Raw genomic sequence first — 19926 nt, 5'->3', positions numbered from 1 at the left:
GAAAGAGCGTCAAGTGTAAGGCACGCATCGCGTGCTGCTGTCGTCAGGAGGTAAGCGTGACGGCGTCGTGCCGATCGTCGAGCCACGCGTCGATGCGGGGTGCGTCCGTGCGGGTGGCCGCCGTGGCCGGCGTGGCCGGCGTGGCTGTCGGCACCGCGGCGAGTGCGTGACGCGCACGTCCGAGCGCTTCCGCGAAACCGCGCAATTCGCGCGTCGCCGGGCGGTCGTCGAGACGCCGGCGCGCGAGCGCCGCGTCGACGCGGGCATCGATCAACGCGCGTTGCGCATCGATGAAGTCGATGCATCGCGCGCGGCAATGTGCGGAGACCGAGGCGACGGCCAGCAGCACCGGCACGATCGACATCGTCAGGTAGCCGCCGGGCGCAAGCCGCGACAACGCATCGCGCACTTGCGGTCCACCGTCGATCAGCGATGCGAACACCGCGTCGCGCCACACCGCGCGCTCGAACGCGAGCGCGTCGCGAAACGCGTCGAGCGCCGCGCGGTCCACGACCTGCCCTGCCGTGACCAGCGGTATCGCCGACGCGGCATCGACGGAAGCCGTGCCGTCGTCCACACCGACGATGCAGTTCGCACCGAGCCACGCCGTGTCCTCGCGCCGCCGCGCGAGCACGCGTGACTGCAACCGGTCCGGCAGCATCGGATCGAGCGGCACCGCGCCGCAGATCGACGGCTTGTCCGCATGCATGCTGCAGCGGCCGTCGTCGGCCAGTGCCGGGCACCGCCCGAGCGACGGATAGTCGTAGCCTTGCAGCGTCAGTGCGATCCATTCGTCGTCCGCGCCGCGCGCGCGATGGAACAGCGCGTTCGCGAGCGCATCGAACGCGGCGACGTCGTCGGCGTCGAGCGCATGCTCGCGCTCGCCCGCGCGCGATCGTTCACCGATGCGCCGCTTCGGCACGCGATGGATCGTCAGCGCGCCGACGAAGCGATGCCGATGCCGGAACAGCTCGCGCAACGACAGCGTCGGCGCGCTGTTGCAGCAGCGGCCGCACGCATTGCACGCGAGGCGGTAGTCGTCTACCACGGCCGCCGCACCGAGTCCTGGTAGCGCGTCAGGATGAAATGCGCGACGTCGTCCGAGTGATACGCGGCGACGAGTTGCGCGACCCACGGCTTCGTGCGATCGGCGTCGCGCACGGTCAGCACGTTCGCATACGGCGAGCGCGCGTCCTCGAGGTTGATGCTGTCGCGCGCCGGTTGCAGGCCCATGCGCGTGGCGTCGTCACTGTCGATCGCGACGAACGCGGCCGAGTCGAGCGCCGCATGGAGCTGGTCGCGACGAAGCGCAACGAATTTCAGCGCGAGCCGGTTGCCGGTCACGTCGCGCAGCGTCGCATGCAGGCCGGCCTTGGCGCGCAGCGTCACCAGCGTGTCGTTCTGCAGCAGCACGAGCGCGCGCGCCATCCCGCGCGGATCGGCCGGGATCGCGACCGTGGCGCCGGGCTGCAGTTCGTTCAGACTCCTCAGCTTGCGCGAATAGAGCGCCATCGGCAGCGTGACGGTCGGTGCGACGGCGCTCAGCGCGTAGCCTTTCGCCGTGCGGGTGGCGGCGAGACGCTGCACGTCCTCGAAGCTCGCCGCGTCGATCTTGCCGTCCGCAAGCGCGGTATCGATGCGCGACGCGTCGTCGAATTCGACGACGTCGACATCGAGCCCGCGCGTGGCGGCGACGCGTTTCACCGCGTCGAGGATCTCCGCATGCACGCCGCGCGTCACACCGACGCGCACCGTGCGCGTGGTGGTTTCCGCGGCAACGGCCCAATCCGGATGAACGACGCCGCATGCAACGGCCAGCCACACGGCGATGCAATGCACGACGCGTTTCACGATGCATCCCTCAGAATCGTGCGGAATCCGATATGCGACGCGCCGAGATCGGCTTCCTGCTGTTCGCGCGACGACGCGCGATAACGCACGCAGTAATCGCGCGAGCACAGGAACGAGCCGCCCTTGATCACCATCGGCGTGTCGTGCCGGCGCGTCGGCTGCGCCACGGCCGCCGTGTCGCCGTTCGTGTGCGACTGATGCGGGCCCGTGTACGCGTCCTTCGTCCATTCCCACGCGTTGCCGATCATGTCGTACAGGTGGAAGCCGTTCGCCGCGTAGCAGCCGACCGGCGCCAGGCCCGCATGGCCGTCCTCGGCCGTATCGAGCACCGGGAACGCACCCTGCCAGTAGTTCGCGGCCGGCTTGCCCTGCGCGTCGCGCGGCGCCGCGTCGAGCGACGCATCATCGCGACCGGCCTTGCCCGCGTATTCCCATTCGGCTTCGGTCGGCAAATCGCGGCCGAGCCAGTGCGCATACGCGAGCGCGTCGCGCTGCGTGACGAGCGTGACGGGCAGGTTGCCGAGCCCGTCGACGCTGCTGCCCGGGCCGCGCGGCTGCCGCCACGACGCGCCCTTCACCCAGCTCCACCACGCGAGGTCACGTGCATTCAGCTCGTCGCGCGTCGGCACGTGAAACACCGCCGCGCCGCCCTGCTGCTCGGCCTCGGTCACGTAACCGGTCGCCTTCACGAAGGCGGCGAACTGCGCGATCGTCACGTCGGTCTGATCGATCCAGAAGCCGCCGACGCGCGTCCTGCCGTCGCCGACCGGACGCTCGTCCGCATAACCGCGCGTGCTGCCGAACACGAACGCGCCGCCGCTCAGGTGCACCATGCCGGCCTTCGGGTCATCACGCCACGTCGCGGGCAGGCCCGAGTAGCGCTCGCACTGCCGCTCCGAGCCGAGCGGCGCGAGCGGGCGGCCGCGATTCGCGTCGTCGAAGGCGCCGGCGGGCGACGCCGACGGGCTCGCATAGCCGGCCGCGAACGCAGCCGCGAACAGCGTGGCCGCGAGCGCCGCGCCGAGCGTCCAGAAGCGCAACCGCATCGTGTCGTCCTCAGTAGTAGCCGCGCGGACGCAACGGCTCGACGCCGCCGACGTTGCTCATGTAGGTCTTCCACTGGTCGACTAGCGTGCCGATCACCGACGGGTTCTGCGCGGACACGTCGGTCGTCTCGCCGCGGTCCGCCGCGAGGTCGTACAGCTGCCAGTGACCATCGAGCGGGCCGAGCGGCGGCTCGGTCCACAACGCCTTCCAGCGACCGTCGGCGCTGCGCAGGTACGCGCGGCCGTAGGCTTCGTCGCCGAACGGCGCCGTATGCACTTCACCCGTCACCGAGCCGGTCAGCACCGGCAGCAGCGACTGGCCCGTCACCGGATACACGTAGCGGTTGTTGTAGACGACCTTGCCCTTGTTCTGGTCGATGCCGGTCAGCGTGTTCACGAGCGGCGGCGCCGGCTGCGACGGCGGCGTGACGCCCGCGACCGCGAGGAACGTCGCCGTGTTGTCGGTCACGTGCGTGAACGCGCGCAGCGTCGGCAACTGCTGTGTCTGCCCGGCCAGCCGCACGATCGTCGGCGTCGACACGCCGCCTTCGCCGGAATAGCCCTTCGTGAGCCGGAACGGCGCCGCGCTCACTTCGGCCCAGCGCAGCCCGTATTGCAGCCGCTGCGCGTTCTGCTTGCCGTTGTCGGTGCCGAGGGTCGAGTAGATCGGCTCCCGCCCGTTCGCGGTGTCGGTCGCCGTCGGGTCCGCGCCCGAGTCGATCGGCCAGCCTTCCGCGCCGTTGTCCGACTGGAACATGATGAACGTGTTGTCGTATTCGCCGATGTCCTTCAGGTGCTGGATCAACAGGCCGATGTTGTAGTCGAGGTTCTCGACCATCCCTGCGTAGATCTCCATGTAGCGTGCCTGTGCACGGCGCTCGGCCGGGCTCAGGCTCGCCCACAGCTTGTCGACCTTGCCGATGCCGTAGTCCGCGTAGCCGTCGGCGGCCGGATGCACGGCGCTGATGTACTTCGCGTTCGCGGTGCCGTTGTTCGCCGTCGCGGGCGACGCCGACGTCGTTTCGGGCAGGCCGTCGAACGGCTTGAAGTCGGCCGGAATCAGACCGAGCGCCTTCTGCCGTGCGATCCGTGCGTTGCGGATCGCGTCGTAGCCGGCGTCGTACACGCCCGCGTACTTGTGCAGCCACGGCTCCGGCACCTGCAGCGGCCAGTGCGGCGACGTGTAGGCCGCGTACGCGAAGAACGGCTTGCCGTCCTGCTTGTTCGAATCGATGTACGCGATCAGCTTCTGCGTATAGAAGTCCGTCGAGTAGAACACGGCCGGACTGCCGCCCGCGCCGCCCGGTTGTCCGGGCTGGCCGGGCTGCACGTAGCGGCCGTCTTCCGTGTAGTTCGACGAGCCGGCCGGCTCGTGCGCGAAGTGGTTCGTCGCGGCGCCGCCGAGCAGCACGTAGCTGCGCTCGAAGCCCCACTGGTCCGGCGTTTGTCCGCTGCCCGTCGCGCTGCCGACGATCCCCGAGCCGATGTGCCACTTGCCCGCGATGTACGTGTGATAGCCGGCGTCCTTCAGCAGTTGCGCGAACGACAGCGCGCGATCGTTCAGGTAGCCCTCGTAGCCCGGCAGGCCGCGCCGCTCGTCGGTCGGCACGCCCATCGTGCCTTCGCCGACGAGGTGATGGTCGGTGCCGGAAATCAGCATCGCGCGCGTGATCGCGCATACGGTGCCGGTGTGGTGGTTCGACAGGATGCGGCCCGATGCGACGAGCGCGTCGAGGTTCGGCGTGTTGATCTCGCCGCCGAATGCATGGATGTCGGAATAGCCGAGATCGTCGGCCATGATGTAGAGGATGTTCGGGCGCTTGGCCACGGGCGTCGCATTCGCCTGCGGCGGCGGATCGCTGTCGACGCCGCCGCACGACGCAAGCGACAGCGCACCCGCGATCGCGGCGCAGACCACACGGAAACGAAAGGCAAGCAAGGGCGAAGCGGACTTTTTCATTGTTGTTGAGCGCACGATCTACGGGATCGGCGATCTTAGCGTCGCCCGCGCGGCGCCCAAAGTCGGATTCGTCACATGCTAACGGGGCAGGAGAATATGCGGCGCGGCCCGTGTTTTACGACGCGCGCCGCGAAGGTTGCGTTGCGTCTACTACGTCAGCTGTGTCAGCTGCGTCCGCCGAGGCTGCCGCCGCCATCCACCGCGAGCACCTGCCCCGTGACGAAGGCTGCATCGTCGGACAGCAGGAACGCGATCGCCGCGGCCACATCGTGCGGTGTGCCGAGACGGCGTGCGGGGATCGTTGCCAGCACCTTGCGTTCGGCTTCGCTGCCGACCGGCCGCGTCTGGCGAAACAGTTCCGTTTCGATCGGGCCCGGCGCGACCGCGTTGACCGTCACGCCGTGCTCGGCGAGTTCAAGCGCCCATGTACGCGTGCAACCGACGAGCGCGCTTTTCGCGGCCGAATACGCGGTGCGATCGAGGCTGCCGAAGATCGCGCGGCTGCATACGTTGACGATGCGGCCATATCCGCGTGCCTTCATCGCGTCGGCGAAATGCTGCGTGACCTGGATTGCCGCGCGCACGTTGAGGTCGAACACCGCCTGCAGCGACGCGAAATCGACCTTGCCGAGCGGCTGCGGCAACGCGATGCCCGCGTTGTTCACGATGCCGTCGATCTCGTCCGACGCGCCGATGCGGGCGAGCGTCGCGGCCGTCCGTTCGATATCCGCGAGATCGCACGCGATCAGTTCGCCGGGAAAGTCGATGCCTTGCGCATGCCGCGCGAGGCCGATGACGCGATGGCCGCGCCGGGCGAGCAGCGTGCTGGTTGCGAAGCCGATGCCGCGCGACGCGCCGGTAACGAGATAGGTGCGGGATGACATGATTCGTGCCTCTGACGAAAGAATCGAAGACGGAGCGGTGCGCGCTCGCGCGCAGCGCATGCATGACACGCTCGATTGTGCGTCAGGCGGGGAAAACGCGTACGGTCGTCGTTGCCGGCGTTGCTCAGCCAGTGCGGCACGCGGCCATTCAACGCCGGAGCGAGTGAAGGGAATCGAACGATAGGACTGGCTATCAAACCGCAGAACCGGACGGCAGGCGATGATCGGTATCTTTAGCAGGATCGTCACGGCAATCCTGCGGCTCATGCACTGAACCTTCAGTCTGCGTCCGGGCGCCGAACCGGGGACCAGTCGACGGACCCTGCCTCCGCGAATTTGAGCCGTTCGCGCAACTCTGGGTGCACGCCCGCCTGCATCAGCAGTGCCGTACCGCCCAATCGCCGCGCGTCCTCATCGGTAATCGGGCACCCGTCGTTCGGTTCGGCATGCGGCGGAATCGTGATGGCGACACCTGCACTCCTTTCCCGGTCGAGTAGGGCCTCGACGTCCTTGCGAAACACGGTGCACAACGTTACCTGTTCGGTGTCTTCGTCGTAAAACACGATGGTCGCGCGTGCCGGTTTGCTCATGTCACATTCCTCTGCAAGCATCAGCGGTTGCCGTCGCCCCGCCTCGGAATAGGCTCAAGCGTCACACTCATGTATTTCTCGATGCCGGGCTGACCGGCAGCGATGAGATTCAGCATTGCGGCACCCAGCCGACGCGCAAACTCATCATCTATCCGATAGTCGAACTCGTCCAACAGGATCGGCATTTCGAGAACGCCTTGTAATTGCGGCGCGAGCTTGTCCGGATCGGCCGCTTTTACGGTAAGTCTTTGCTGGTCTTCGTCGTAAATCACCACGACGGCATAAGGCGAATGCTTAGCCATTTAGAATCCCCTGCACTCTTGGTAATCCATAAACGCATTCTGCTTGCACAGTGTCAGACCGGCAACGCCGCCCATGACCTTGGCCAGCCGATTGCACAACTCGATAGCTGCTTCGTATTTCTCCATGCAGCCGGCCTCCAACCCTTCGTTCGGCCGACGAGCGGCCAGATTCAACGAATCGTCGCGCAAGGGCGAGTCCCGCAGCAAGAACGGGGCGGCGTCGCTGAGCGGCGTATCAACCAGCCCGAGTGCCGTGCCGGCACCGACGCTGCCTGCGTTCCCCAGGACGCTTTCCAGGTAGCTTATCAATTCATCGGCCGATACATCACTTGGCCGCGCCCAACTCGGAATAGGCTTGTCTACCGGCAGCGACGCCTGCGGCGCCCCACGGGCGAACCGATTCGCCCGTGGGAAAGGCAGCGTGGACGGCAGATCACCACAAGCGCCGCCGGCAACCGCCGGACGCTCGATCTCGACCATGACTCGGCCGTCCTCGATGGCAGACCTGAGCACATCGAGCGGGGCACCACGGAACGCGTCAAGGCCCAATTGCCGCAAGTACGTCATCGCATTCGTCGTCAGGCCCGCGTACCTCGGCCAGTGCAGCATCAACTCGGAGACCGCAGCGCGTTGCTTGGCCGACAACGTCGCACGTCCCGCGCGTGTCAGCATCGCGCGCTTTCCCGAATCCAACTCGATCGCAATCGAAGTCATTCGACCCTCCGGTGTTACCGTCGGGCGAATCTACTTTTCGAAACACGATGCGACAACCTCGCGGCTTTCATGGAACGGAACGGACCCGTCACTCGACGAGGCCGAAAGCGCACATGGACGCCTTGCAACACGCCGTCGAGCCGCTATGGACCGCGGTTTGGACACGAACAGGGCGGAGGCATTCCGGGCGACCGCACACAAAGACACCCACGCATCAGAACCCATAAATTGTGTTACAAGATCGACGAGGCCCGCGATACTCGCTCAGTACCGCATCACCAGATACAGGCCCGCGGCCGCAAGCGCCATGCCGGGCCATGCGAGCGTACCGATCGTCTCGCCGAGCACGACGAGCGCGATCACCGCCGCGGCCGGCGGAATCAGGAAAAACAGTGCCGACACGCGCGACGCTTCGCCGTATCGCACCATCGCGAGCAGCAGCGAGATCGCGATCAGCGAATTGCAGATCACGAGGTACGCGAGCGAACCGGCGAGGCTGGCGGTCCAGTGCACGTGCATCGGTTCGAGCGCGAACGCGAGCGGCGCGGTCACCGCGAGGCCGACCGTGTATTGCACGAGGTTCGCCGTGACCGGATGGACGTCGGTGCCGAAGCGCTTTTCCCACAGCGTGCCGCCGGTGATGCACGCGAGCGCGAGCAGCGCGAACGCCAGCGCCCACGACGACGACACCGCAACCGACGAACGCGCGAGGATCACCATCACCGCGCCGGCCGCGCCGATCGCGAGGCCGATCCAGCGCATCACGCCGACGCGCTCGCCGGCGATCATCGGCGCGAGCAGCCCGACGAGAATCGGCTGCTGCGACGTGATGAGCGCGACGGCGCCGGCCGACATCCCGAGTTTCAGGCTCAGATAGGTGAACGAGAAATAGCCGGCCTGCAGCAGCAAACCGACGACGACGAGATTGCGCCATTCGTCGCGTGTGCGCGGCAACGCGGGACGCAGCCATAAGAGCGGCCCGGCGAGCAGCGCAACCACGCACGCATAGCGCAGCGCGAGGAACGTCAGCGGATCCGCGTCGCGCAGCCCGAGCTTCAGGAACACGAAGCCGCTCGCCCACAGCAGCAGGAACAGCGCGGGGGCGAAGCGCAGCCAGCCCGGCTGACGTCCGGCTTCCGGTGTCGTTGCCACGCTCATGGACTCCCCGGGCGAGTGTGCGATGTCGGAATCATACGCTTGCGCTCCACGCCGACGCCCGCCACGCATCCATAGCGCATCCACGCAAATGCTTTTCCGAATCCGTTATTGGATCGCGCCGTCGCGCGTTCTTATACTCGTCAGCACTCTCCGATAAAGAGTGCCAACCATTTCGACGCAACAGAACAGGACGGACAGATGAGCCTACGCCCCTTGCACGACCGGGTCATCGTGAAGCGACTCGACCAGGAAACCACCACCGCCTCGGGCATCGTGATCCCCGACAGCGCCGCGGAAAAGCCCGACCAGGGCGAAGTGATCGCCGTCGGCCCCGGCCGCAAGGACGCGGACGGCCAGCGCCTCGTGCCCGACCTGCAGGTCGGTGAGCGCGTGCTGTTCGGCAAGTACGCAGGCCAGGCCGTCAAGGTGGACGGCAACGAATTTCTCGTGCTGCGCGAGGAAGACATCGTCGCGGTCGTCAATCAATAACGGAGCGCAATCATGGCAGCAAAGGAAATCATTTTCAGCGACGTCGCGCGTACGAAGCTCACCGAAGGCGTCAACATTCTCGCGAACGCGGTGAAAGTCACGCTCGGGCCGAAGGGCCGCAACGTCGTGCTCGAGCGCAGCTTCGGCGCGCCCGTCGTCACGAAGGACGGCGTGTCGGTCGCGAAGGAAATCGAACTCGCGGACAAGCTGCAGAACATCGGCGCGCAGCTCGTGAAGGAAGTCGCGTCGCGCACCAGCGATGCCGCCGGCGACGGCACGACGACGGCCACCGTGCTCGCGCAGGCGATCGTGCGCGAAGGCCAGAAATACGTCGCGGCCGGGCTCAATCCGCTCGACCTGAAGCGCGGAATCGACAAGGCCGTGGCATCGGCCGTCGACTCGCTGAAGACGATCAGCAAGCCGACCACCACGAGCAAGGAAATCGCGCAGGTCGCGACGATCTCCGCGAACGGCGAGGAATCGATCGGCCAGCGCATCGCCGAAGCGATCGACCGCGTCGGCAAGGAAGGCGTGATCACCGTCGAGGACGGCAAGTCGCTCGCCGACGAGCTCGACGTGGTCGAAGGGCTGCAGTTCGATCGCGGCTACCTGTCGCCGTATTTCATCAACAATCCCGACAAGCAGATCGCCGAGATCGAGAACCCGTACATCCTGCTGCACGACAAGAAGATCTCGAACATCCGTGACCTCCTGCCGGTGCTCGAACAGGTCGCGAAATCCGGCCGGCCGCTGCTGATCATCGCGGAAGACGTCGAGGGCGAAGCGCTCGCGACGCTGGTCGTGAACAACCTTCGCGGCATCCTGAAGACGGTCGCGGTCAAGGCGCCGGGCTTCGGCGATCGCCGCAAGGCGCTGCTCGAGGACATCGCGATCCTGACCGGCGGGCAAGTCGTCGCGGAGGAAACGGGACTCACGCTCGAGAAGGCGACGCTCGCCGAACTCGGCCAGGCGAAGCGCATCGAGGTCGGCAAGGAAAACACGACCGTGATCGACGGCGCGGGCGACGCGAAAAACATCGAGGCGCGCGTGAAGCAGATCCGCGTGCAGATCGAAGAGGCGACCTCCGACTACGATCGTGAAAAGCTGCAGGAGCGCGTGGCCAAGCTGGCGGGCGGCGTCGCGGTGATCAAGGTCGGCGGCGCGACCGAGATCGAGGTGAAGGAGAAGAAGGACCGCGTCGACGACGCGCTGCACGCGACGCGCGCGGCCGTCGAGGAAGGCATCGTGCCGGGCGGCGGCGTCGCGCTGATCCGCGTGCGGCAGGCGATCCGCGAGCTCAAGGGAGCGAATGCCGATCAGGACGCGGGCATCAAGATCGTGCTGCGCGCGCTCGAGGAACCGCTGCGCCAGATCGTCACGAATGCGGGCGAGGAAGCGAGCGTGGTCGTCGCGAAAGTGGCGGAAGGCTCGGGCAACTTCGGCTACAACGCGCAGACCGGCGAATACGGCGACCTCGTCGAATCGGGCGTGCTCGATCCGACCAAGGTCACGCGCACCGCGCTGCAGAATGCGGCGTCGGTGGCCGGGCTGCTGCTGACGACCGATGCGACCGTGTTCGAGGCGCCGAAGGATGCGGCGCCGGCCGCGGCGCAGGGCGGCCCGGGTGCGGGCGGGCCGGGGTTCGATTTCTGACGATCCGACGATGTGCTGCGGCGTGCCGGTTCGCCGGCATGCCCGGTGTTTCCGAAGCAATGCAACGCGTGGCGACGTCGGTCGTCACGCGTTTTTTTCTGGATCGGCCGCACGCAGGCACGGCACGTCGCACGGGGTAAGATGAAGGCCCATTCCGCGTCACTGCCCCCCCAATCCATGTCGACCACCATCAACGCGTTGCTGCCGCTCGCCGGCGTCCTGCTGCTGAGCGTGGCCAGCCCCGGCCCGAACTTCGTGATCGTCACGTCGAGCGCGGTCGCGCAGCGCCGCGCCGGCGTGATGACCGGGCTCGGCCTCGCTGCCGCATCGGGCACCTGGGCCGCGATCGCGATCGGCGGCCTGAGCCTGCTCGTCACCCACATCGCATGGGTGCACACCGCGCTGCGGCTGGCGGGCGCGACCTACCTGATCTGGCTCGGCCTGAAAATGGTGCTGACCGCGCGCAAGCCGTTGTCCGTTGACGCGCCGACTTCATCCTCAGGCTGGCATGCCGCGAAGAAAGGCTATGTGGTCAGCATGACGAACCCGAAAGCCGTCGCGTTCTACGGCAGTGTCTTCGCGCTGATGGTGCCGGCCGACGCACCGGCATGGTTCGATCTCACCGTCGTCGCACTGTCGATCGGGATTTCGGGCGCGTGGTATTGCACGATGGCGCTGCTCGCGTCGCATCCGTCCGTGCGCCGGCTGCTGATCAAGCGCAAGGCCGTGCTCGACACGACGGCCGGACTGCTGCTGATGGGGCTCGGCACAAGGATGCTGGCAGGGCGTTGATTCGCATCACGTCCGCCCCTGCATCGATACCAAAGGCCGCTTGTGACACCCTGCTTCCGGGCGCCGCAAGCGGCCTTGCCTCAGGCGGCGCGCATCAGCGCCGCGCCGCCAGTCGTCTCACGACCCTCACCAGCGCGTCGACCTCATCGCACGTATTGTAGAACGCCAGCGACGGTCGCACCGTCGCCTCGAGCCCGAACCGCCGCAGGATCGGCTGCGCGCAGTGATGCCCCGAGCGCACCGCGATGCCCTCTTCGTTCAGCGCCTGCCCGACTTCCTCGGTCTCATAGCCCTTCAGCACGAACGACAGCACGCTCGCCTTGTCGCGCGCGGTGCCGACGAGCCGCACGCCCGGCACCGGCGCGAGCACGCTCGTCGCGTACGCAAGCAGGTCGTGCTCGTAGCGCGCGATGTTCTCGATGCCGACCCGGTTCACGTAGTCGAGCGCGGCGCCCAGCCCCACCGCATCCGCGATGTTGCCGGTGCCGGCCTCGAACCGGTTCGGCGGCGGCTGGAACACCGTGCGCTCGAACGTCACGTCCGCGATCATGTTGCCGCCACCCTGCCACGGCGGCATGTCGTCGAGGATCGCGCGCTTGCCGTACACGACGCCGATCCCGGTCGGCCCGTAGATCTTGTGCCCGGAGAACACGAAGAAATCCGCATCGAGCGCCTGCACGTCCACCCGCATGTGCGAGATCGACTGCGCGCCGTCGACGAGCGCCTTCGCGCCCGCGCGATGCGCCAGCTCGACGATCTCCTTCACCGGCACGACCGTGCCGAGCGCGTTCGACACCTGCGTGACGGACACGATCTTCGTGCGGTCGTTGAGCAGCTTGCGGTACTCGTCGAGCAGCACCTGCCCCGAATCGTCGACCGGAATCACCCGCAGCTTCGCGCCCTTGAGCGCCGCGAGCTGCTGCCACGGCACGATGTTCGCGTGATGCTCGAGATGCGACACGACGATCTCGTCGCCTTCGCCGACGTTCTGCACGCCCCACGTCTTCGCGATCAGGTTGATCGCCTCGGTCGTGCCGCGCACGAACACGATCTCGTCCGGCGAGGATGCGCCGATAAAGCGCCGCACGGTGTCCCGCGCATGCTCGTATGCATCCGTCGCGCGGCCCGCCAGCGCATGCGCGGCGCGGTGGATGTTCGAATTCTCGTGCGCATAGAAATACGCGAGGCGGTCGATCACGGCCTGCGGCTTGTGCGTCGTCGCCGCGTTGTCGAACCAGACGAGCTGCTTGCCGTTCACGCGTTCCTGCAGGATCGGGAAGTCGCGGCGGATCGCGTTCACGTCGAATGGCGGGTGCGCGCCGCGGTGCGGATTGCCCTGCGGTTCGGCGGCGTGCGTATCGTCGATGAAGTAACGCGGCACGGCCGTGCCTGAAGTGCCCGACGCACCCGATGCACGTCCGACCGGCACGTCGCGATGCACGGCGAGCAGGTCGCGCAGCGCGTCGTCGCCCGGCAGCCCGAACGCTTCCGGCGACGCAACGCCGTTCGACGGCACGACGATGTCCTGCGGTGTCGCCTGCCAGCCCTGCAGCGAGCCGTCGGTGAAGTAATACGGTGACGCCGCCGGCGCCGCCTTCGCCGCGCCCTCCGACACCGCGGCATTCGCCTGCGGCACGCCAAGCGCCGCGCCGCCGGCGCGCGGCTCGAACGCGGGCGCGATCGACACCGCATTGTCGGGCAGCCCGTTCTGCGCGGCCGCGTGCGGCGCGAGCGCGGGCACGCGGTTGCCGAGCGACAGCACGTGCGTCGGCGCGGACGGCGCGAGGTTCGCACCGGGCGCCTTGCCTTGCGGCAGCGCGAGGCCCGGCACGCCGGTGCCCGTGCCGCCCGGTCCCGCGAGCGGCGAGCCGGCCGGCGCCGGGTTGCTCACCGACGCGAGAATCGGCGCCGCAGCCGGCAACGCCGACGGCACGCCGCCAACCGCCCCGCTACCCGCCGACAGCCCGGGCGCGGCGGCCTGCCCGGGCGGCGTCGCGAAGAACCCGGACGCGAGCCGCGCGAGCGCCGCCGGGTCGGGCAGGCCGGCCGGCAGCGGCGCGTGCGGCAACGCGAGCGCGTCGCTGCCGGCCGAGCCGGGATTAACGGTAGGTGTCGGGATAGTCATGGTACTTGGCGATTTCGACGTCATCGAGGACAGCCAGCGCATCCGGCGAGTGGACCGCGAGCGAGCAGTACAGCGAGATCAGGTACGACGCGATCGCCTGGTCGTTGATCCCCATGAAGCGCACCGACAGGCCCGGCCCCTGCTCGCCCGCGACGCCCGGCTGATAGAGGCCGACAACGCCCTGGCGCTTGTCGCCGACGCGCAGCAGCAGGATCTTGGTCTTGCCGTCGGCGATCGGAACCTTGTCCGACGGGATCAGCGGAATGCCGCGCCACGTGAGGAACTGCGAGCCGAACAGGCTGACCGTCGGCGGCGGCACGCCGCGCCGCGTGCATTCGCGGCCGAACGCGGCGATCGCGAGCGGGTGCGTGAGGAAGAACGCCGGCTCCTTCCACACCTTGGTCAGCAGCTCGTCGAGATCGTCCGGCGTCGGCGCGCCGGTCAGCGGGAAGATCCGCTGTTCGTCGGTCACGTTCGCGAGCAGCCCGTAGTCCGGGTTGTTGATCAGCTGGCTTTCCTGCAGCTCCTTGATTGTCTCGATCGTCAGGCGCAGCTGTTCCTTGATCTGGTCATGAGGACTGCTGTAGAGATCGGAGATCCGCGTATGCACGTCGAGCACCGTGCTCACCGCGTTCAGGAAATACTCGCGCGGCTGTTCCTCGTACGGCACGAAGGTCCGCGGTAGCACGCTTTCGTCCTCGAGCTGCGTGCACGCGGCGCGCACGGCTTCCGGGTTCTTCACCTGGTTCAGGCGATAGATGCCGGCCTCGACCGGCACCCACTGCAGCAGATGGGTCAGCCAGCGCGGCGTAATCGTGGAAAGCTGCGGGACGGCCTTGGTAGCGTTCGCTAGTTGGCGGGCGGCGTGATCGCTCAGCGCGGCCGTGCCGCTTGCAACGGTCGACATGTGTGGCTCCGGGTTCTTAAGATGAAAAACGGGATTGCTTACGACGCCTGGCGATTATCGGAAGCACGCACCTGCCGGCTCAACATGCTATAGCCGTCACATGGCACTGCCGAACGGGAAAGGACGCGAGATGAGTCAGGTGACGTACACGCCGGGCAACAGCGTCGAGATCGACACGTCGAACGCGCGCGCGATCTTGTCCGCGGTGACGATCGACGCGATCGCCTCGCCGCGCTCGATCTCGCCGACATACGAACGGTTCAGCCCCGCGTGTTCGGCGAGCTGCTCCTGCGACCACGTGCGCGCTTCGCGCAGCCTGCGCACGTTGGCGCCGAAGTGCTGGATCAGGTCGCTCATGTCGTCACCCGTGTGTCGGGCACCGGCTCGGCCGGTTCGTGCCGCGCGGCATTCGCTTCGCTGCGCAGCACGGCCTGCGTGACGTTCGCGCCGGCCGGTACGTCCTGCGTGAGCCACACGTTGCCGCCGATCACCGCGCCGCGGCCGATCGTCACGCGCCCGAGGATCGTTGCGCCTGCATAGATCACGACGTCGTCCTCGACGATCGGATGGCGCGCGAGCCCCTTCTCCAGATGTCCGGAAGCATCGCGCGGGAAGCGCTTCGCGCCGAGCGTGACGGCCTGGTACACGCGCACGCGCTCGCCGATGATCGCGGTCTCGCCGATCACGACACCCGTGCCGTGATCGATGAAGAAGCCGCCACCGATGCGCGCGCCCGGATGAATGTCGATGCCGGTTTCCGCGTGGGCCTGCTCGGCGATGATCCGCGCGAGCAGCGGCAGCCCGAGCCGGTACAGCTCATGCGCGAGCCGGTGGTGGATCATTGCGAGGATGCCGGGATAGCAGAGCAGCACTTCGTCGACGCTGCCTGCCGCCGGATCGCCATGGAATGCGGCCAGCACGTCGCTGTCGAGCAGCCGGCGGATCTCGGGCAGGCGTGCGGCGAACGCCTGCACGGCGGTGGACGCCACGTCTTCGATCGGTGCGTCGACGTTGCGTTGCCGCGCCGCGTAGCGCAGTTCGAGCGTCACCTGCGCAAGCAGCGCGTTCAGCGCCGCGTCGAGCGCGTGGGCGACATGGAAGTTCTCGCTCTCCTGCCGCAGGTCGGGCGGCCCGAGCCGCATCGGGAACAGCACGCCCTTCAGCGCGCCGATGATCTGTGCGAGCGCCTCGCGCGCCGGCAGGTCGCGCCCGCCCGGTTCAAGCGAGCGTCGCTGCTTCTCGCGCCACGCGCGGCGCACGGTCTGAAGCGATTGAACGATGTCGTCGATGTCGAATGCGGCCATGCTGACTTCTCCCCGTAACAGCCGTGACTCAGTCCTGAGCCCACGGCAGGCCGCGATGGCGCCAGCCGTTCCGGCTGCCGCGATGCCGCTGTTCGTCGAGGTCGCCCTCGAACCCTTCGAGCACGTTGAATACCTGTGTGAAACCGCCTTTGGTCGCGGCTTCGGCCGCCTGCGCGGACCGGTTGCCGCTGCGGCAGAGCAACAGCACCACCGCGTCCTTGCCGGTCTTCGCTTCCAGTTCGCGCACGAAGCGCGGGTTGCGCGTCAGGCTCGTGCCGGTCGCCCACGGCACATGCAGCGACTCGGGCACGTGGCCGACGAATTTCCGTTCTTCCGCGGTGCGCACGTCGACCAGCAACGCGTCGCCGGCGGCGAACAGCGCCCACGCGGCTTGCGGCGCCACGCCGCCCGCGTAAGGCGTGCCCGCCGATGCGGCCGCCGCGCGCGCGGCGTCAAGCGCCTGCCGGGCAGCCGTTCGTTCTTCCAATGCAAACGTCATCACGCTTCCTCGTTCTCGCAGATTCGTATGATCAACAACGCCGGGATTACGGCCTGCGCAGCTTGCGTGCTGTCTATAGCCGTCAGCCCGACTATGCGAGCGTGCTCGGGGAAGCAGAACCAATAAAAATTCATTTCCTAATCAGCGGCGCGCGAAATGCAATGGCAGACGCGCGCAATCGGTGCGGGTTCACGCGGGGGATCTGGAGCGATGGCCGTTCGATGTCACGCATCGAAGGTTCTTGAAAGGATGGGCGACTGCGAAGTCAGGGACGATGCGGCACGCGATGCGCCGCACGTTGCGAGGGAATCCGAAATGGAATCGCGCGCCGGGTCCAACGGCGCGCGCTTGGATGGATCGATGAACGACAACCGACGGACGCGGTGCATCGCCGATGCACCACGCCCGTCGCCGCCTCAGACGATCGGATCGACCACGGTCACCGGCGCGCCGCGCGCCTCGATGTCGCGCCCCGCGAGCAAGCACAGATCCTCGCGATGATGCGCGGCGACCACCTGCACACCGACCGGCACGTTATTGACGATCCCCGTCGTCACCGCAAGCCCGGGTAGCCCCATCGCCGGCAGCGCACGCAGCGTGAGCTGCGCTTCCCATACGCGCTCGAACCCTTCCGGTCCTTGCCTGTCGAGATCGTCGGGGAATGGCAACTCCGACGACACAGGCAGCAGCAGCACCGCGTATTCATCGAGAAACAGCCGCCATTGCCGCGTCAGCGTCGTGCGCCGCACGAGCGCGCGGCTGATCACGTCGGCCGGCAGATCGCGCACCTTGCCGCGCACGGCGGCGATCACGGCGGCCGCGCCCGGATCGCCGTCGCTCGCGACCGCGTTCGTCAACGCGTCGAATCCGTCGCCAAGCCAGAGCTGCTCCTGCAACAACGCGGCCTCGCGCATCGGCGGCGTATCGTCGATTTCATCGACGGTCCACCCTGCATCGACGAGCCGGCGCGCGGCATCGCGCAACGCGGCCTCGACTTCGGGCACGACCTGCAGGCCGCCCGGCCGCACGCACAGCGCTGCTCGCTTCGGCACCGCACGGCCTTCGAACGGCACCGGCACGTACCACGGGTCGCGCGGGTCCGGTGCGGCGAACGCTCGCAGCGCCAGCGCGAGATCGTCGATCGTGCGCGCGATCGGCCCCGTCGTCGACATCAACTGCGCGCCGATCGCCCGCTCGGGTGACGATGCATTGAACGCCGGCACGCGTCCGAGCGACGGCCGGATCCCGTGCACGCCGCATGCGTAAGCCGGATAGCGCACCGAGCCGCCGATGTCGGTGCCGACCGCGAGCGGGCCGATCCCGGCGGCCACGGCAGCCGCCGCGCCGCCGCTCGATCCGCCCGGCGTCAGCGACCGATTACGCGGATTGTACGTATGGCCGTGCACGAGATTCGATGTGAACCAGCGCAGCGCGAACGTCGGCGAATTGCTGCGGCCGAGCAGCACCGCGCCGGCCTTCCTCAGGTTCGAGACCGACGGGCTGTCGGCGCTCGCGATCAGGTTTTCCTGCAGGCGCGTGCCGTTGGTCGTCGCGAACGCCGCGACGTCGACGTTGATCTTCACGGTCACGGGCACGCCGGCGAGCGGCCCCGGATCGTCGCCGCGCGCGATCGCGCGATCGACTTCGTCGGCTTGCCGCCGCACGTCGTCGGGGCGATGCTCGACCACCGCGTTGATCGCCGGGTTCACCGCATCGAGACGGGCCAGCGTCGCATCCGCCACTTCCCGCGCGGACACTTCACGTTGCCGCACCCGCTTCGCGATTTCAGTCGCCGACAGTTGCCAGAGTTGCTGCGTCATCAGAATGTGCTCCGAGAAACTCCGCCATTTCCCCCAAGGGGACTTCCTTCGGGGCGGATGGCGGGAAGGAAAGGCGCCGCGCGCCATTCGCATCGCGGCGCCGCATCGCTCACTGCGTATCGTGCTTCGCACGCTCCGCGGCCGCGATGATCGCGTCTGCCACGGCCTTCGGCTGGCTCAACATCGAGACGTGGCTGCCGTTCACACGCGTGACCGTCGCGCCGATCCGCTTCGCCATCGCCTCCTGCAGCTTCGGATCGATCATCCGGTCCTGCGTCGCGACGACGAACGACGACGGCTTCTCATGCCACGCGGCCTGCGTGACCTTCTGCGAAATACAGCCACCGTACCACGGCCCTTGCGTCGCCGCGACGACGCGCTGCTGCGCGGGCGACAGGTCCGGCGCGAAATCCTGCGCGACCGCCTTGTCCGACAGCGTCGCGAAACCGCCCGAGTCCTTGCGCAGCTCGCCGGCCCACGCCGGCGCCGGCAGCCCCTGCGTGACGTCGGCGATCGACTGGCCGTTGTCCGGCGCGAACGCGGCAACATAGACGAGCGACTTCACCTTGTCGTCGTTGCCCGCATCGCTGATCACGACGCCGGCCCACGAATGGCCGACCAGCACGACGGGCCCCTTCTGCTCGTCGATCGCGCGCTTCGTCGCGGCGGCATCGTCGGCGAGCGAGCTCAGCGGATTCTGCACCGCTACGACATGCAGGCCGCGCGCCTCGAGCAGCGGAATCACGCGGTTCCAGCTCGACCCGTCGGCGAACGCGCCGTGCACCAGCACGACGTTCGTGCCCTTCAGGTCTTCCTTCGGCGCAGCCTGCGCCGTGACCGCACCGAACAGCCCGCCAAGCACCGCCGCGGACACCAGCACCCGTTTCGTCAAACCGACCATCGTCTTGCTCCTTCCTGTCGTGTTGTCCATCTGAAATGTTTACGATGCGGCCGCGCCGGCGCTCGGCAGGCGCGGCAGCGGATCACGAATGCGCGTACAGGCCGTCGGCGGCACCCGAGCGTCCGTCGCGGGCAGCGCCCGTATCGGCCGAGGCGTAGCGGGCGGCCGGCACCGACGCCGCGGCGACGTTGTCGCCCTGCGACTTCGACGGACCGTTCTGGTCCGAGCGCGCGACCTGCTGCGCGGCGACGGCGTTCTCCGCGGCAGCGATATCGTCCGGGTAATTGGCTTCGCCGCTGGCCGGGCTGTAGCCGGCCTTCTCGAGCCGGACGAGATCGGCGCGCACATCGGCACGCGTGAGGCCGTGGCCGGTATCGGCGAAAGACAATGCGGGGATCGAAGCGAGGACGGCAACAGCGAGGATTCGAGCGACTTTCATGAGTGTTCTCCTGGAAGGAAATGGGTGTGTCGATCATTCGGCATCCGATCCAGATGGCTGGCATCGAACGTTTCCTGCATGTCGACAGTAGAACCCGCTCACGTATCCGGCATGTTTCCGAACCATGGTTTCAGTGCAATCCGATGTTTCCGGAGCGGCGATAGATACAGTGCGATACAAACTCGTCGGTTTCGCCACGCAAGCACGGACAACAGCGAATTAATCGTTGAAAGATACAGACAAAATGTTGTACGCGGTGCGTCAAACGGCTGCCTCGCCGGATGACGGGCCTCGCAGTCGCTACGGAGTGAAGGCAGCGCCGCGCTCGCGGCGCTCTTTGCGTGATGAAGCCATGCGACGGATTTCCACTCGGAAACACATTCTGACAATTTTCGTTCGTCGCCATCGCGCTCGGCGCGCATTTTCCGGCATCCGTGCTTTCTACTCACACCGATTCGATATGCTTGCGGCCTCGTTTCAGTTCTCCATTGA

Annotated in this window: 20 protein-coding genes; 3 read left to right on the top strand and 17 right to left on the bottom strand. The window is 67.5% G+C overall.

Translation table 11 applies throughout. The features are described from left to right. Window positions 1-43: 43 nt before the first annotated feature. The 9 genes from LMA02_RS17895 to LMA02_RS17855 form a co-directional block, all read right to left on the bottom strand. Window positions 44-1048, bottom strand: coding sequence for a YkgJ family cysteine cluster protein (locus tag LMA02_RS17895; RefSeq protein WP_228908986.1), 1005 nt, complete (start codon window positions 1046-1048; stop codon window positions 44-46). Next, on the bottom strand, window positions 1042-1851 hold the full coding sequence (locus LMA02_RS17890; RefSeq protein ID WP_228908984.1) for a MetQ/NlpA family lipoprotein: 810 nt from the start codon (window positions 1849-1851) through the stop codon (window positions 1042-1044). The genes LMA02_RS17895 and LMA02_RS17890 overlap by 7 nt, the downstream gene beginning before the upstream one ends. Then, on the bottom strand, window positions 1848-2897 hold the full coding sequence (locus LMA02_RS17885) for a formylglycine-generating enzyme family protein (RefSeq protein WP_228908982.1): 1050 nt from the start codon (window positions 2895-2897) through the stop codon (window positions 1848-1850). Before LMA02_RS17885 ends, LMA02_RS17890 begins: the two co-directional genes overlap by 4 nt. A gap of 10 nt (window positions 2898-2907) precedes the next feature. Next, window positions 2908-4857, bottom strand: coding sequence for an arylsulfatase (locus tag LMA02_RS17880; protein WP_228908979.1), 1950 nt, complete (start codon window positions 4855-4857; stop codon window positions 2908-2910). 164 nt (window positions 4858-5021) lie between these two features. Further along, window positions 5022-5741 carry an SDR family oxidoreductase gene (locus LMA02_RS17875; RefSeq protein WP_165752460.1) on the bottom strand — a complete coding sequence of 240 codons (720 nt, stop codon included), beginning with the start codon at window positions 5739-5741 and terminating at the stop codon, window positions 5022-5024. Between the two features lie 278 nt (window positions 5742-6019). Then, window positions 6020-6331 carry a hypothetical protein gene (locus LMA02_RS17870; protein WP_228908976.1) on the bottom strand — a complete coding sequence of 104 codons (312 nt, stop codon included), beginning with the start codon at window positions 6329-6331 and terminating at the stop codon, window positions 6020-6022. A gap of 20 nt (window positions 6332-6351) precedes the next feature. Then, window positions 6352-6633, bottom strand: coding sequence for a hypothetical protein (locus LMA02_RS17865; RefSeq protein WP_228908974.1), 282 nt, complete (start codon window positions 6631-6633; stop codon window positions 6352-6354). After that, window positions 6634-7347, bottom strand: coding sequence for a hypothetical protein (locus tag LMA02_RS17860; protein WP_228908973.1), 714 nt, complete (start codon window positions 7345-7347; stop codon window positions 6634-6636). 264 nt (window positions 7348-7611) lie between these two features. After that, on the bottom strand, window positions 7612-8505 hold the full coding sequence (locus LMA02_RS17855; protein WP_228908967.1) for a DMT family transporter: 894 nt from the start codon (window positions 8503-8505) through the stop codon (window positions 7612-7614). 198 nt (window positions 8506-8703) lie between these two features. Between LMA02_RS17855 and LMA02_RS17850 the strand changes: the two genes are divergently transcribed. The 3 genes from LMA02_RS17850 to LMA02_RS17840 all read left to right on the top strand — a co-directional run bounded on the left by LMA02_RS17850 (window position 8704) and on the right by LMA02_RS17840 (window position 11439). Continuing rightward, on the top strand, window positions 8704-8994 hold the full coding sequence (locus LMA02_RS17850) for a co-chaperone GroES (RefSeq protein WP_006749630.1): 291 nt from the start codon (window positions 8704-8706) through the stop codon (window positions 8992-8994). Between the two features lie 12 nt (window positions 8995-9006). Then, complete coding sequence (gene groL / locus LMA02_RS17845; RefSeq protein ID WP_228908965.1) at window positions 9007-10647, top strand: chaperonin GroEL; 1641 nt, start codon at window positions 9007-9009, stop codon at window positions 10645-10647. Between the two features lie 177 nt (window positions 10648-10824). Continuing rightward, a complete protein-coding gene (locus LMA02_RS17840; protein WP_228908964.1) occupies window positions 10825-11439 on the top strand; it encodes a LysE family translocator in 615 nt (204 codons plus the stop codon). Between the two features lie 94 nt (window positions 11440-11533). Here LMA02_RS17840 and LMA02_RS17835 read toward each other — a convergent pair whose 3' ends face one another. The 8 genes from LMA02_RS17835 to LMA02_RS17800 all read right to left on the bottom strand — a co-directional run bounded on the left by LMA02_RS17835 (window position 11534) and on the right by LMA02_RS17800 (window position 19434). After that, window positions 11534-13564 carry a family 2A encapsulin nanocompartment cargo protein cysteine desulfurase gene (locus tag LMA02_RS17835; RefSeq protein WP_228908963.1) on the bottom strand — a complete coding sequence of 677 codons (2031 nt, stop codon included), beginning with the start codon at window positions 13562-13564 and terminating at the stop codon, window positions 11534-11536. Beyond that, the gene (locus LMA02_RS17830; protein WP_228908962.1) at window positions 13539-14471 is read right to left on the bottom strand and encodes a family 2A encapsulin nanocompartment shell protein; all 933 of its coding nucleotides are present in this window, start codon (window positions 14469-14471) and stop codon (window positions 13539-13541) included. The genes LMA02_RS17835 and LMA02_RS17830 overlap by 26 nt, the downstream gene beginning before the upstream one ends. Window positions 14472-14606: 135 nt before the next feature. Continuing rightward, complete coding sequence (locus tag LMA02_RS17825) at window positions 14607-14828, bottom strand: helix-turn-helix domain-containing protein (protein ID WP_228908961.1); 222 nt, start codon at window positions 14826-14828, stop codon at window positions 14607-14609. Then, on the bottom strand, window positions 14825-15775 hold the full coding sequence (gene epsC / locus LMA02_RS17820; protein ID WP_228908960.1) for a serine O-acetyltransferase EpsC: 951 nt from the start codon (window positions 15773-15775) through the stop codon (window positions 14825-14827). The genes LMA02_RS17825 and epsC overlap by 4 nt, the downstream gene beginning before the upstream one ends. A gap of 28 nt (window positions 15776-15803) precedes the next feature. After that, the gene (locus LMA02_RS17815; RefSeq protein ID WP_228908959.1) at window positions 15804-16274 is read right to left on the bottom strand and encodes a rhodanese-like domain-containing protein; all 471 of its coding nucleotides are present in this window, start codon (window positions 16272-16274) and stop codon (window positions 15804-15806) included. Window positions 16275-16690: 416 nt separating this feature from the next. Next, window positions 16691-18094: an amidase family protein gene (locus tag LMA02_RS17810; RefSeq protein WP_228908958.1), complete on the bottom strand. Its 1404-nt coding sequence runs from the start codon at window positions 18092-18094 to the stop codon at window positions 16691-16693. A gap of 109 nt (window positions 18095-18203) precedes the next feature. Beyond that, the gene (locus LMA02_RS17805; protein WP_228908957.1) at window positions 18204-18995 is read right to left on the bottom strand and encodes an alpha/beta fold hydrolase; all 792 of its coding nucleotides are present in this window, start codon (window positions 18993-18995) and stop codon (window positions 18204-18206) included. Between the two features lie 82 nt (window positions 18996-19077). Then, window positions 19078-19434, bottom strand: a complete 357-nt coding sequence (locus LMA02_RS17800; RefSeq protein ID WP_212084122.1) for a DUF4148 domain-containing protein — start codon at window positions 19432-19434, stop codon at window positions 19078-19080. Window positions 19435-19926: the final 492 nt, after the last annotated feature.

It is taken from the genome of Burkholderia sp. B21-005, from assembly GCF_020843965.1.
Lineage (GTDB): Bacteria > Pseudomonadota > Gammaproteobacteria > Burkholderiales > Burkholderiaceae > Burkholderia > Burkholderia ambifaria.
The sequence above is the reverse complement of the archived record's forward strand: the minus strand, read 5'-3'. Positions and strand labels throughout refer to the sequence as shown.